This is a genomic window from Streptomyces johnsoniae (assembly GCF_031845565.1).
GTDB classification, from domain to species: domain Bacteria; phylum Actinomycetota; class Actinomycetes; order Streptomycetales; family Streptomycetaceae; genus Streptomyces; species Streptomyces johnsoniae.
In genome coordinates this window covers 393,087-406,333 of record NZ_JAVREV010000004.1, presented here as the reverse complement: position 1 = coordinate 406,333, position 13,247 = coordinate 393,087, and the positions used below count along the sequence as shown (strand labels likewise).

Annotated in this window: 10 protein-coding genes; 7 read left to right on the top strand and 3 right to left on the bottom strand. The window is 71.8% G+C overall.

The genetic code is table 11. The features are described from left to right. The first annotated feature begins 77 nt into the window (after nucleotides 1-77). The 3 genes from metH (at nucleotide 78) to RM779_RS10015 (ending at nucleotide 6,092) form a co-directional block, all read left to right on the top strand. A complete protein-coding gene (metH, locus tag RM779_RS10025) occupies nucleotides 78-3,590 on the top strand; it encodes a methionine synthase (protein ID WP_311617308.1) in 3,513 nt (1,170 codons plus the stop codon). 121 nt (nucleotides 3,591-3,711) lie between these two features. Continuing rightward, nucleotides 3,712-4,446: an HAD family hydrolase gene (locus tag RM779_RS10020; protein ID WP_311617307.1), complete on the top strand. Its 735-nt coding sequence runs from the start codon at nucleotides 3,712-3,714 to the stop codon at nucleotides 4,444-4,446. Continuing rightward, on the top strand, nucleotides 4,443-6,092 hold the full coding sequence (locus tag RM779_RS10015; RefSeq protein ID WP_311617306.1) for an ABC transporter substrate-binding protein: 1,650 nt from the start codon (nucleotides 4,443-4,445) through the stop codon (nucleotides 6,090-6,092). Before RM779_RS10020 ends, RM779_RS10015 begins: the two co-directional genes overlap by 4 nt. A 6-nt stretch (nucleotides 6,093-6,098) precedes the next feature. Here the strand turns inward: RM779_RS10015 and RM779_RS10010 are convergent, their stop codons facing one another. Continuing rightward, nucleotides 6,099-6,767: a response regulator transcription factor gene (locus RM779_RS10010; RefSeq protein WP_311617305.1), complete on the bottom strand. Its 669-nt coding sequence runs from the start codon at nucleotides 6,765-6,767 to the stop codon at nucleotides 6,099-6,101. A 61-nt stretch (nucleotides 6,768-6,828) separates the two neighbouring features. Then, on the bottom strand, nucleotides 6,829-7,869 hold the full coding sequence (locus RM779_RS10005) for a RecB family exonuclease (protein WP_394813262.1): 1,041 nt from the start codon (nucleotides 7,867-7,869) through the stop codon (nucleotides 6,829-6,831). Between the two features lie 54 nt (nucleotides 7,870-7,923). Between RM779_RS10005 and RM779_RS10000 the strand changes: the two genes are divergently transcribed. From RM779_RS10000 to RM779_RS09990, 3 genes are all read left to right on the top strand, one after another. Further along, a complete protein-coding gene (locus RM779_RS10000) occupies nucleotides 7,924-9,177 on the top strand; it encodes a site-2 protease family protein (RefSeq protein WP_311617303.1) in 1,254 nt (417 codons plus the stop codon). Nucleotides 9,178-9,201: 24 nt separating this feature from the next. Beyond that, a complete protein-coding gene (locus tag RM779_RS09995) occupies nucleotides 9,202-10,101 on the top strand; it encodes a tRNA (adenine-N1)-methyltransferase (RefSeq protein ID WP_077062446.1) in 900 nt (299 codons plus the stop codon). A 128-nt stretch (nucleotides 10,102-10,229) separates the two neighbouring features. Further along, nucleotides 10,230-10,793, top strand: a complete 564-nt coding sequence (locus RM779_RS09990; RefSeq protein WP_311617302.1) for a hypothetical protein — start codon at nucleotides 10,230-10,232, stop codon at nucleotides 10,791-10,793. 31 nt (nucleotides 10,794-10,824) lie between these two features. Here the strand turns inward: RM779_RS09990 and RM779_RS09985 are convergent, their stop codons facing one another. Further along, nucleotides 10,825-11,136, bottom strand: coding sequence for a ferredoxin (locus tag RM779_RS09985; protein WP_311617301.1), 312 nt, complete (start codon nucleotides 11,134-11,136; stop codon nucleotides 10,825-10,827). Between the two features lie 224 nt (nucleotides 11,137-11,360). On the opposite strand from RM779_RS09985, the gene arc reads away from it, so the two are divergent. Further along, nucleotides 11,361-13,145, top strand: coding sequence for a proteasome ATPase (arc, locus tag RM779_RS09980; protein WP_394813261.1), 1,785 nt, complete (start codon nucleotides 11,361-11,363; stop codon nucleotides 13,143-13,145). The last annotated feature ends 102 nt before the right edge of the window (nucleotides 13,146-13,247 follow it).

Here is a 13,247-nt window from a genome sequence, read left to right as displayed (position 1 = left end):
GGCCGTTAGGCTGACTCGGTGCGCTCCGTCACGGAGGCCGCATAGCCGACAGCCGTCGCACCCCAGGGAGCAATTCCATGGCCTCTGCAAGCCCGCCCCTCGCCAGCCCCTCCGACCGGGCCACCGCCCTGCGCGAGGCGTTCGCCTCGCGGGTCGTGGTCGCCGATGGCGGGATGGGCACCATGCTCCAGGCGCAGGACCCGTCGCTCGACGACTTCCAGCAGCTCGAAGGCTGCAACGAGGTGCTGAACGTCACCCGTCCCGACATCGTCCGCACCGTTCACCACGCCTACTACGAGGCCGGCGTGGACTGCGTGGAGACCAACACCTTCGGCGCCAACCTCTCGGCGCTCGGCGAGTACGAGATCGCCGACCGCGTCTTCGAGCTGTCCCGGGCCGGCGCGGGCGTCGCCCGCGAGGCCGCGGACGAGTTCACCGTGCGTGACGGGCGCATGCGCTGGGTCCTGGGCTCGATCGGCCCCGGCACCAAGCTCCCCACCCTCGGCCACGTCTCCTACGGCGAGCTGCGCGCGGCCTACCAGCAGAACGCCGAGGGCCTGATCGCGGGCGGCGCGGACGCCCTGCTGGTCGAGACCAGCCAGGACCTCCTCCAGACGAAGGCCGCCGTGCTCGGCGCCCGGCGCGCCCTGACCGCCGCGGGCGCCAACCTGCCGCTGCTCGTCCAGGTCACGGTGGAGACGACCGGCACCATGCTCCTCGGCTCCGAGATCGGCGCCGCCCTCACCGCGCTCGAACCGCTCGGCATTGACATGATCGGCCTCAACTGCGCCACGGGCCCCGCCGAGATGAGCGAGCACCTGCGGTACCTGTCCCGGCACGCCGGCGTGCCGGTCTCCTGCATGCCGAACGCCGGGCTGCCCGTGCTGGGCAAGGACGGCGCGCACTACCCGCTCGGCCCGGCCGAGCTGGCCGACGCGCACGAGTCGTTCATCGCCGAATTCGGCGTCTCTCTCATCGGCGGCTGCTGCGGCACCACGCCCGAGCACCTGCGGCAGGTCGTGGAGCGGGTGCGCGACCTGCGGCCCGCGGAGCGGGACCCGCAGCCGGAGGCGGGCGCCTCCTCGCTGTACCAGACGGTGCCCTTCCGTCAGGACGCCTCCTACCTGGCCATCGGGGAGCGCACCAACGCGAACGGCTCCAAGAAGTTCCGCGAGGCCATGCTCGCCGGCCGCTGGGACGACTGCGTGGAGCTGGCGCGCGAGCAGATCAGGGAGGGCGCCCACCTGCTCGACCTGTGCGTCGACTACGTCGGCAGGGACGGCGTTGCCGACATGAGGGAGCTGGCCGGCCGTTTCGCCACCGCCTCCACGCTGCCGATCGTGCTGGACTCCACCGAGCCCGGCGTACTCGAGGCCGGCCTGGAGAAGCTGGGCGGCCGGGCCGTGATCAACTCGGTCAACTACGAGGACGGCGACGGCCCGGACTCCCGCTTCGCGAAGGTCACCCGCCTCGCGGTCGAGCACGGCGCCGCGCTGATGGCGCTCACGATCGACGAGGAGGGCCAGGCCCGCACCCCCGAGCACAAGGTGGCCATCGCCGAGCGGCTGATCGCCGACCTCACCGGCAACTGGGGCGTCGCCGAATCCGACATCATCATCGACTGCCTGACGTTCACCATCTGCACCGGGCAGGAGGAATCCCGCAAGGACGGCGCGAACACCATCGCCGCCATCCGTGAGCTGAAGCGGCGCCATCCCGATGTCCAGACCACCCTCGGCCTGTCGAACATCTCCTTCGGCCTCAACCCCGCCGCCCGTCTGGTGCTCAACTCCGTATTCCTCGACGAGTGCGTCAGGGCCGGGCTCGACTCCGCGATCGTGCACGCCGCCAAGATCCTGCCGATCGCCAGGATCGAGGCCGAGCACGCCGAGGTCGCCCGCGACCTGATCTACGACCGCCGCCGCCCCGACTACGACCCGCTGCAGCGCTTCCTCGAACTCTTCGAGGGTGTCGACGCCAAGTCCATGAAGGCGGGCAAGGCCGAGGAGCTGCGGGCCCTGCCCCTGGAGGAACGCCTCCAGCGGCGCATCATCGACGGCGAGCGCAACGGTCTGGAGGCCGACCTCGACGCCGCCCTCGCCGAACGGCCTGCCCTCCAGATCGTCAACGACACGCTGCTGGCGGGCATGAAGGTGGTCGGCGAGCTGTTCGGCTCCGGGCAGATGCAGCTGCCGTTCGTCCTCCAGTCCGCCGAGGTCATGAAGAACGCGGTCGCCTACCTCGAACCCCATATGGAGAAGACGAGCGACGACGGCAAGGGCACCATCGTCCTGGCCACCGTGCGCGGCGATGTCCACGACATCGGCAAAAACCTCGTGGACATCATCCTGACCAACAACGGCTACAACGTGGTCAACCTCGGTATCAAGCAGCCGGTTTCCGCGATCCTGGAGGCCGCCACCGAGCACCGCGCCGACGTCATCGGCATGTCCGGGCTGCTGGTGAAGTCCACCGTGATCATGAAGGAGAATCTGGAGGAGCTGAACCGGCGCGGCATGGCGGCCGACTACCCCGTCATCCTCGGCGGCGCCGCCCTCACCCGCGCCTACGTCGAGCAGGACCTGCACGAGGTGTACGAGGGCGAGGTCCGCTACGCCCGCGACGCCTTCGAGGGCCTGCGGCTGATGGACGCGCTCGTCGCCGTCAAGCGCGGCGTCCCCGGCGCCACCCTGCCGGAGCTGAAGCAGCGGCGCGTGCCCAAGCGCGAGAGCCCCCTGCCGCTGCCGGACGACACGGACGCGCCCGCCCGCTCGGCCACGGCGACGGACGTACCTGTGCCCGTTCCGCCGTTCCTCGGCACCCGGGTGATCAAGGGCGTTCCGCTGAAGGACTACGCGGACTGGCTCGACCCCGACGCGCTGTTCAAGGGCCAGTGGGGCCTGAAGGCGGCCCGCGGCGACGACGGGCCCGACTACGCCGAGCTGGTCGAGACCGAGGGCAGGCCGCGGCTGCGCGGCTGGCTGGACCGCCTGCACACCGACAACCTGCTCCAGGCCGCCGTCGTCTACGGCTACTTCCCGTGCCACGCCGAGGGCAACGACCTGGTGATCCTCGACGAGGACGGCAAGGAGCGCACCCGCTTCTCCTTCCCCCGCCAGCGGCGCGGCCGGCGGCTGTGCCTGTCCGACTTCTTCCGCCCCGCGGAAAGCGGCGAGACCGACGTGGTCGCCCTCCAGACCGTCACCATCGGGCCGCGGGTGAGCGACGCCACCGCCGAGCTGTTCGCGGCCGACGCCTACCGCGACTACCTGGAGCTGCACGGCCTGTCCGTCCAGCTCGCCGAGGCACTCGCCGAGTACTGGCACGCCCGGGTCCGCGCGGAGCTGGGCATCGCCGGCGGCGACCCCGAGGCGCTGGACGGGATGTTCCGCACCGAGTACCAGGGCTGCCGCTACTCCCTGGGCTACCCGGCCTGTCCGGATCTGGAGGACCGCGCCAAGATCGCCGAGCTGCTCGGCTCCGAGCGCATCGGCGTGACGCTCTCCGAGGAGTTCCAGCTGCACCCGGAACAGTCCACGGACGCCCTCATCCTTCACCATCCCGAAGCCAACTATTTCAACGCCCGCTAACCCGTGCGAGTGATATGGGGCGGCGGCGGTTTTTCCGCCGACGTAGACTGATCGGTCCGGTACAGGTCGGCCGTCCCGCCGCGGACGGCCGGCCTGCTCGCCCCCATGGAGGTGCGCGCGGATGACGAGTTCCCTGTCGGCCGTCGACACGGCCCTGCCCGCGGGGCCCGGCCCCCAGGCCGTTCTGCTGGACATGGACGGCACGCTGGTCGACACCGAGGGCTTCTGGTGGGACGCCGAGTGCGAGGTCTTCGAGGCGCTGGGCCACCAGCTGGCCGAGGAGCACCGCGAGGTCGTCGTCGGCGGCCCCATGACCCGCAGCGCCGGCTACCTCATCGAGGTGACCGGCGCGGACATCACGCTCGACGAGCTGCGCCTCCTGCTCAACGCGACGTTCCTGCGCCGCCTGGAGGCAGGCGTCCCCCTGATGCCCGGCGCCCGCAGGCTGCTGACCGAGCTGGCCGCCCACCGGGTGCCCACCGCGCTGGTCTCCGCCTCGCACCGCACCGTCATCGACCGCATCCTCGGCTCCCTGGGCCCCGAGTACTTCGCGGTCACCGTCGCGGGCGACGAGCTGCCCCGCACCAAGCCGCACCCCGACCCTTATCTCACCGCGGCCACCCGTCTCGGCGCCGACCCGGCACGCTGCGTCGCCGTCGAGGACACGGCCACCGGCGTCGCCTCCGCCGAGGCGGCCGGCTGCCGCGTCGTGGCCGTGCCCTCGGTCGCGCCCATCCCCGCCGCCGACGGGCGGACCCTGGTGCGCACGCTGGAGGAGGTCGACCTCGCCCTCCTGCGCGAGGTCGCCGCCGCCCCGGCCCCCGGGGGAACGCCCGCAAGGACCGTTCGCCCATGACCCACCCCGCCGGCGGACCGCCGCCGCGCGCGGCCGCCCGGCGGGAGCGCCCCTTACGCGAACGTGCCACCCCGGTGGCCCTGCCGCTCGCCTGCGGCCTGCTCGCCGTGCTGTCCCTGGGCCGCCACCTCGGCAGCGAGGACGCCTCGGCCCTGGACGAGCGGGTCGTGGTGGGCACCACAGAGGAGATCGCCGCCGTCGACCCCGCCGCCGGTGGTGGGCCCGGCAGTGCCGTGCTCCTGGACAACGTCTTCCAGTCGCTGCTCGCTTTCCCGCCGGGCCGGACCGAGCCGCAGCCCGACGCGGCCGAGAAATGCGGTTTCACCGACCGCGTCAGCCGCCGCTTCACCTGCACCCTCCGTGACGACCTGACGTTCACGAGCGGTGAACGGCTGACCGCGGCGGCCGTCAAGTTCTCCTTCGACAGGACGCTGCGCATCGACGCCCCGGGCGGCCCGGCCGCGCTGCTGTCCTCGATCGACCGCATCGAGACCCCGGACGAGGAGACGGTCACCTTCCACCTCGGCCGACCCGACGCCACCTTCCCGCAGAAGATCGCCTCCGCCGTGGGAGCCATCGTCGATCCCGGTGCCTACCCCGCCGACGCCCTGCGCGCCGACGGCGGCGCCACCGGCTCAGGCCCCTACCGGCTGGAGCGGCTCACCGGGAACGAGGCCGTCCTCTCCCTCAACGCCGACTACCGCGGCCCCGCCGTCGCCCGGAACACCGGCGTCACCCTCCGCCTCTTCCACGGCGACCGGGCGGCGCTGCGGGCGGCCCTGGCAGCCGGCGAGGTCCACGTCGCCCGCGGCCTCGGCAGCGCAGACCTCGCGGACCTTGAGCCGCCCGCCGCGGCGGACGGCGGCGGCCCCAAGACGGTCGACGGCACCGGCGCCGCTGCCCTGCACCTCGCCTTCAACCTGGACGACCCGGTCGCGGGCCGGCCCGGCGTCCGTCGTGCCGTCGCCCACCTCGTCGACCGCGCCGCCCTGATCGAGGACGTGCGGCCGCGCACCGCCGAGCCCCTGTACTCCGTCATCCCGGCCGGGATTCCCGGGCACACCCCCTCGTTCCTCGACGCCTACGGCGACGAGCCGCGGCGCGACCGTGCCGAGGCGGCGCTGCGCGAGGCGGGCATCACCGAGCCCGTCGCGCTGACGCTGTGGATCACCCTCGACCGCCACGGCCCGGAAACGGAGGCGGCGTTCGAGCACCTCGCCGCCCGGCTGAACGCCAGCGGCCTGTTCGACGCGCAGGTCACGAGCGTGGCCGCCGACACGTTCGAACAGGGGGTGGCGGACAGCTCGTTCGGCGCCTTCGCGCACGGCCGGGCGCCCCAGTACCCGGACGCGGACGCCTACACCGTCCCCTACTTCGGCACCGGCGGGCTGCTCACCGGCGGCTACGCCGCGCCGCGCGTGACCGAGGAGCTGATCCCGCGCACGGAGCGGCAGGGCGACCGCGGCGCGACCGCGGAGGACTTCGCCGAGCTACAGGACATCGTGGCCGAGGACGTGCCGCTCGTCCCGCTGTGGCAGAGCAGGCAGTACGCCGTCGCGGGCGAGAGCGTCACCGGGCTCCCCTGGGCCCTCGACCGCACGGACGTCTTCCGCCTGTGGGAGATCGCCCGCACGCCGCAGGACTGACCGCCCTCAGCTGCCCGGCCGCACCAGACCGCTCTCGTACGCGAACACGGCCGCCTGCACCCGGTCCCGTAGCCCCAACTTCGTCAGCACGTGTCCCACATGCGTCTTCACCGTGGTCTCGCTCACGAACAGGTCGGCCGCGATCTCCGCGTTCGACAGGCCGCGCGCCACCAGCTTCAGCACCTCCACCTCGCGGTCCGTCAGCGTGTGCAGCGCGTCCGGCACCGGCTCGTCGCCCGACGGCAGCCTCTCCGCGTACATGTCCAGCAGCCGCCGGGTGACGCTCGGCGCGAGCATCGCCTCGCCCGCCGCGACCACCCGGATGGCCTGCACCAGCTCCGCCGCCGGCGCGTCCTTCAACAGGAAGCCGCTGGCACCGGCCCGCAGCGCCTCCACCACGTACTCGTCCAGGTCGAACGTGGTCAGCACCAGCACCTTCACCGGGCCGTCCTTCGCCGGGCCCGTGATCTGCCGCGTCGCCTCCACCCCGTCCATCCGCGGCATGCGAATGTCCATCAGCACCACGTCCGGCTGGAGCGCCCGCACCTGATCCAGCGCCTGGAGACCGTCCCCGGCCTCCCCGACGACGGCGAGGTCCTGCTCCGCCTCCAGGATCATCCTGAACCCGGTGCGCAGCAGCGGCTGGTCGTCGACCAGCAGAACGCGGATCGGCATGAAGGAACCCTTCGGTCGGGGGGACGGCCCGAGACGCCGGTGGCCGCGCCCCCATTCTGGCTCACGGTGCAGCGGCCCCCGCGCCCGGGAGTCCGCCCGCGCCCCCGACGCCGTCCGCATCCGCGCCGTCCGCATCCGCGTCCGCGTCCGGCGCCGCCTGCGGCGGCACCGCGAGCGGCAGCTGATCCTGGACCAGCAGCGGGTAGGGCGGGGGAGTGCCGCCGAACTCGGGGCAGCGCGAACGGTGATCGCACCAGTCGCACAGCCGGCCGGGGCTCGGCCGCCAGTCACCGCTCTCCGTCGCCCGCCGGATCGCCTCCCACAGCGCGAGCAGCTTGCGCTCCACCCCGCGCAGATCGGCCTCGTCCGGGTCGTACGTCAGCACGTCGCCGCTGCCCAGGTACACCAGCTGGAGCCGCCGCGGAACGGCCCCCCGCAGCCGCCACAGCACCAGCGCGTAGAACTTCATCTGGAACAGCGCGTCCCCGGCGAACTCCGCGCGCGGGGCCCGGCCCGTCTTGTAGTCGACGATCCGCACCTCGCCGGTGGGCGCCACGTCCACCCGGTCGATCACCCCGCGCAGCCGCAGCCCGGAGTCCAGCCGCGTCTCCACGAACAGCTCCCGCTCCGCCGGCTCAAGCCGCGCCGGGTCCTCAAGGGTGAACCACCGCTCCACCAACTCCTCGGCCTCCGTGAGCCACTTGGCCAGCCGCTCGGCGTCCACCGGCGGTGCCTGCGCCCCGTCGCCCTCCACCGGCTCCGCAGCGCCGCCGTCCTCAGGCGCGAACAGCCGGGCCAGCTCGGGCCGCCGCGTCAGCAGCCGCTGCCACTCGCGCACCACGAGCGAACGGGCCCGCCGCGCGCTGCGCTCCCCGGCCGGTGCGTCGAAGACGCGCTCGAGGACCGCGTGCACCACCGTCCCCCGCGTCGCCGCGGCACTCGGCTCCTCGGGCAGTTTGTCGATCACCCGGAAGCGGTAAAGCAGGGGACACTGCATGAAGTCGGCAGCCCGGGAAGGAGAAAGAGAGTGGGGCGGCGCCGCGGAAGACCCAGTCATGGAACGAACCCTACGGCGCGTCACTGACAGACAGCGGCATACCATCGACTCCGGGCCCGGGGCACGGCATGATCGGGCTTAACGCGACGAGGGGAACCGGTGGGAGACTCGGACAGCGACCGGAAAGCGCGCTCCGGGGCCCAGGAGGCTCGGGACGACGAGCAGCGGCGCCCCAAGGAGGGCGGCGGGGGCATCCTGATGGGCCGGGTGTTCGGCGTTCCGGTCTACGTCGCTCCCAGCTGGTTCCTGGTCGCCGCACTCATCACCTGGTTCTTCGGCAATCAGCTCGACCGGGTCCTGCCCGAGCTGGGCGGCGGCCGTTATCTGGTCTCCCTCTTCTTCGCCGTCGCCTTCTACGCCTCCGTGCTGGTCCACGAGCTGGCCCACACCCTGGCCGCGGTCCGCTTCGACCTGCCCGTGCGGCGCATCCAGCTCCAGTTCTTCGGCGGCGTATCGGAGATCGAGAAGGAGTCCCAGACCCCGGGCCGCGAGTTCGTCCTGGCCGGCGTCGGCCCGCTGCTCTCCCTCGTCCTCGCCGGCGTCTTCTACGTCGGCATGCTGGCCGTGGAGTCCGGCACCGTACCCGGCGTCCTGCTGGCCGGCCTGATGATCTCCAACCTCATCGTCGCCGTCTTCAACCTGCTTCCCGGCCTGCCCCTGGACGGCGGCCGGATGCTGCGCGCCGTCGTATGGAAGCTCTCGGGCAGCCCGATGACCGGCACCGTCGCCGCGGCGTGGACCGGGCGCGTGCTGGCCATCGTCGTGCTCATCGGCTTCCCGCTGGCCACGCACATGGGCTCGGTCGCCGACCGCGACTCGTTCTCCGGGCTCCAGTCCCTGACCGACGCGCTGCTCGCCGCCATCCTCGCCGCCATCATCTGGACCGGCGCGGGCAACAGCCTGCGCATGGCCCGCCTCCGCGAGCGCCTGCCCGCGCTCAACGCCCGCGCCCTCACCCGCAGGGCCGTTCCCGTGAGCCCGGAGACCCCGCTCTCCGAGGCGCTGCGCCGCGCGAACGACGCGGGTGCCCGGGCCCTGGTCGTGGTGGACGGCCAGGGGACGCCGCAGTCCGTGGTGCGGGAGTCGGGTATCGCCGGCGTTCCGCAGCACCGCAGGCCGTGGGTCGCGGTGAGCACGCTCGCCCAGGACCTGACCGAGGGCATGCGGGTGCCCGCCGACCTCACCGGTGAGGGACTGCTCGACCGGCTGCGGGCCACCCCGGCCACCGAGTACCTGGTCGTCGAGGAGACCGGCGAGATCTACGGTGTGCTCTCGACGAGCGACGTCGAACGGGCCTTCATCGACGCCATGGCCCGTCCGGCCGCCTCCCCCCGGCCGCGGTCGGCGCCGTGACCCGGGTGGACTAGGCTTGCGCCCATGTCCGAACCGACCGGTGCCGCCCGCCGTCGCGGGCCCTTCAAGGTCGGGGACCAGGTTCAGCTCACCGACCCCAAGGGACGCCACTACACGTTCACGCTCGAAGCAGGGAAGAGCTTCCACACCCACAAGGGCGCCTTCCCGCACGACGAGCTGATCGGTGCCCCCGAGGGGACCGTCGTCCGCACCACCGGAAACGTCGCCTACCTCGCGCTGCGCCCCCTGCTCCCCGACTACGTCCTGTCCATGCCGCGCGGCGCCGCCGTGGTCTACCCCAAGGACGCGGGGCAGATCCTCGCCATGGCCGACATCTTCGCGGGCGCCCGCGTCGTGGAGGCGGGCGTCGGCTCCGGCTCCCTCAGCACGTTCCTGCTGCGGGCCATCGGGGACCAGGGCATGCTGCACTCCTACGAGCGGCGGGCCGACTTCGCCCAGATCGCGCAGGACAATGTCGCCCGCTACTTCGGCGAGCCGCACCCGGCCTGGCAGCTGACGGTCGGTGACCTCCAGGACCATCTGTCCGACACGGACGTCGACCGCGTCATCCTCGACATGCTTGCGCCCTGGGAGTGCCTGGACGCCGTCTCCAAGGCCCTGGTGCCCGGCGGCATCGTGTGCGCCTACGTCGCCACCACCACGCAACTGGCGCGTACGGTCGAGAGCATCCGCGAGCACGGCACGTTCAACGAGCCGCGGGCCTGGGAGACCATGGTCCGCACCTGGCACGTCGAGGGCCTTGCCGTGCGCCCCGACCACCGCATGATCGGCCACACCGGCTTCCTGCTGACCGCCCGGCGCCTCGCCGACGGCGTCACGCCGCCCCTGCGCCGCCGCCGTCCCGCGCCAGGCGCCTACGGCTCTGACTACACCGGGCCCGGCTCGGGCAGCGGCTCGGACTGACCCGCGCGGCGCGTGGGGGACCCCGCCGTCGGGCGCGGGTGTGAGATATGGCACGATGCCGGAGCCTGCCGACGGGCGGGTCCCGGCACCGTTCCGTTCCTCCTCCGCTGTCCTTTGGAGTCCCCCACGTGCAGCTCCCGGCAGGCCACGGCACCTCCGACCTTCCGCACACCCGGTCCGGCGCACGGCACTGGCTGATCACCGCGCTCGCGCTGGCGGCCGTGACGGCCGCCGCCGCCCTTGTCCAGCCCTCGGGCGCCACCGCCACCCAGGAGGGCCCCAGCGGCGGTCCCGACCCGGCCCGCGCCTCCTACCCGGTGGACTGCGGCCCGCTCGGCGTCGTGGTCGCGGACCGCGTCGAGGCCGACCTCGACGCGGACGGCAGAGCCGAGACGGTGGCCGTCGTCCACTGCGACGCCGGCTCCGGCACGCCGCCGCACGGCGTGTACGTCCTGGCGCACCCCACCGAGGAGGACGGGGCGCCGCGTGTCGCGGAGACCCTGGTGGACCCGGGGGAGCGCATGACGGTGGACGGGCTGGGCATCGACGGGGGAACGATCTCGGCGCGGTTGCTCGGCTACTCCGCACCCGAGGTACCCAGGTGCTGCCCGGATATGCGCCGCGACGTCAGCTGGGCCTGGCAGGACGGGCGGCTCGAACTGACGGTGGCGCCCGCCCCCAACAGCGTCTGAACCGTCGGCGGTCGGAAGGCCGGGTCCCGTTCTAGTCGGCGTCCGGGCCGTACACCTCGGTGCGGTCCGCGACGCGGCGCACGTGGATGCACTGACCGGGGCAGTCCTTGACGGACTCGGTCACGTCGCGCAGGAGCGGCAGCGGCACGCGGGCGGCCGCGCCGGGCTCGGTCAGCAGATCGGCCTCCTCGCCCGCCGGGACCGGCGGCTTCACATAGGCGAGGCCGTCGATGTCCAGCTCGAACACCTCGGGGGCGTACTGGGCACAGATCCCGTCCCCCGTGCAGAGGTCCTGATCGATCCAGACCTCAAGCTCCTCGGCCGCATCGTTCTGCACGGTCATTGGCCTGCCGTTCCTCGTGGGTGTGCATCAAAGGGAGCCGTCCCTGACGGGTGTTGACCGCTTACGACCATACAGCGGGCAGCTTTCCCCCGAGGCAGGGTGGGTATTTCCCTGGCGTGAGGGAGTGCGCAAGGGTGAAGATCGGACACACCCCGACCGTCTTTGTGATCTAGGGGTTTCGAACTGCACCGGTCCAGGTAGGGTCTGGAAGCGTCCAGCTCCCCTTGGAGGAGGTGAGGACCGTGGTATCCCAGAACGACGACAGCAACCGCGGCATCCGGCCCGGTCGAGGGTCAGACGACTCGACCGGACAGATTGCCGACCTTGAGCAGGAGATCACCGTCCTGCGCCGAAAGCTGGCCGACTCTCCGCGGCACACTCGGATTCTCGAGGAGCGGATCGTCGAGCTTCAGACCAACCTGGCCGGCGTATCGGCGCAGAACGAACGACTGGCGAGCACGCTCCGCGAGGCGCGCGACCAGATCGTCGCCCTCAAGGAAGAAGTCGACCGGCTCGCCCAGCCGCCCTCCGGCTTCGGTGTTTTCCTGTGCGCCAACGACGACGAGACCGCCGACATCTTCACCGGTGGCCGCAAGCTCCGGGTCAACGTCAGCCCGGGCCTGGAGCTCGCCGACCTCAGGCGTGGCCAGGAGGTCATGCTGAACGAGGCGCTCAACGTCGTGTCCGCCATGGAGTTCGAGAGCGCCGGGGACATCGTCACGCTCAAGGAGGTCCTTGAGGACGGTGAGCGCGCCCTGGTCGTCGGCCACACCGACGAGGAACGGGTGGTCAAGCTCGCCGATCCGCTGATGGACCTCACGCTGCGGGCCGGCGACGCGCTGCTGCTGGAGCCGCGTTCCGGCTACGTCTTCGAGGTCGTGCCCAAGAGCGAGGTCGAGGAGCTGGTCCTCGAAGAGGTCCCGGACATCGACTACACGAAGATCGGCGGCCTCGGCGGCCAGATCGAGCTGATCCGGGACGCCGTCGAGCTGCCCTACCTGTACCCCGACCTCTTCCGGGAGCACGAGCTGCGCCCGCCCAAGGGCGTGCTGCTCTACGGCCCGCCCGGCTGTGGCAAGACGCTCATCGCCAAGGCCGTCGCCAACTCGCTGGCCAAGAAGGTCGCCGAGGTCACGGGGCAGCCCGCGGGCAAGAGTTTCTTCCTCAACATCAAGGGTCCGGAGCTGCTGAACAAGTACGTCGGCGAGACCGAGCGGCACATCCGCCTGGTCTTCCAGCGGGCCCGTGAAAAGGCCAGCGAGGGCACGCCCGTCATCGTCTTCTTCGACGAGATGGACTCCCTCTTCCGTACCCGCGGCTCCGGTGTCAGCTCGGACGTGGAGAACACGATCGTTCCGCAGCTGCTCTCGGAGATCGACGGGGTGGAGGGCCTGGAGAACGTCATCGTCATCGGCGCCTCCAACCGCGAGGACATGATCGACCCGGCGATCCTGCGCCCGGGACGGCTCGACGTCAAGATCAAGATCGAGCGCCCGGACGCCGAGGCCGCGCGGGACATCTTCTCGAAGTACCTCACGCCGCGGCTGCCGCTGCACGCCGAGGACGTCTCCGAGCACCGCGGCAGTGCCGAGGCGACCGTGGCCGGCATGATCCAGACGGTCGTGGAGCAGATGTACGCCGAGACCGAGGAGAACCGTTTCCTGGAGGTCACCTACGCCAACGGTGACAAGGAGGTCCTGTACTTCAAGGACTTCAACTCCGGCGCCATGATCGAAAACATCGTGGACCGGGCGAAGAAGATGGCCATCAAGGACTTCCTCGACCACGATCAGAAGGGTCTGCGGGTCTCCCACCTGCTGTCCGCCTGCGTGGACGAGTTCAAGGAGAACGAGGACCTGCCCAACACCACCAACCCGGACGACTGGGCCCGCATCTCCGGAAAGAAGGGCGAGCGGATCGTCTTCATCCGCACGCTCGTCACCGGCAAGCAGGGCGGCGACACCGGCCGGTCCATCGACACGGTGGCGAACACCGGACAATACCTGTAGTGCGACAAGCATTCGGCTGCGGGGCACGCGAGGGCGGGCCCCGCAGCCGAGCACGTTTCCCAGACAGTCCTGAAGGAAACCCGCAGTGATCTCCTCACCGCA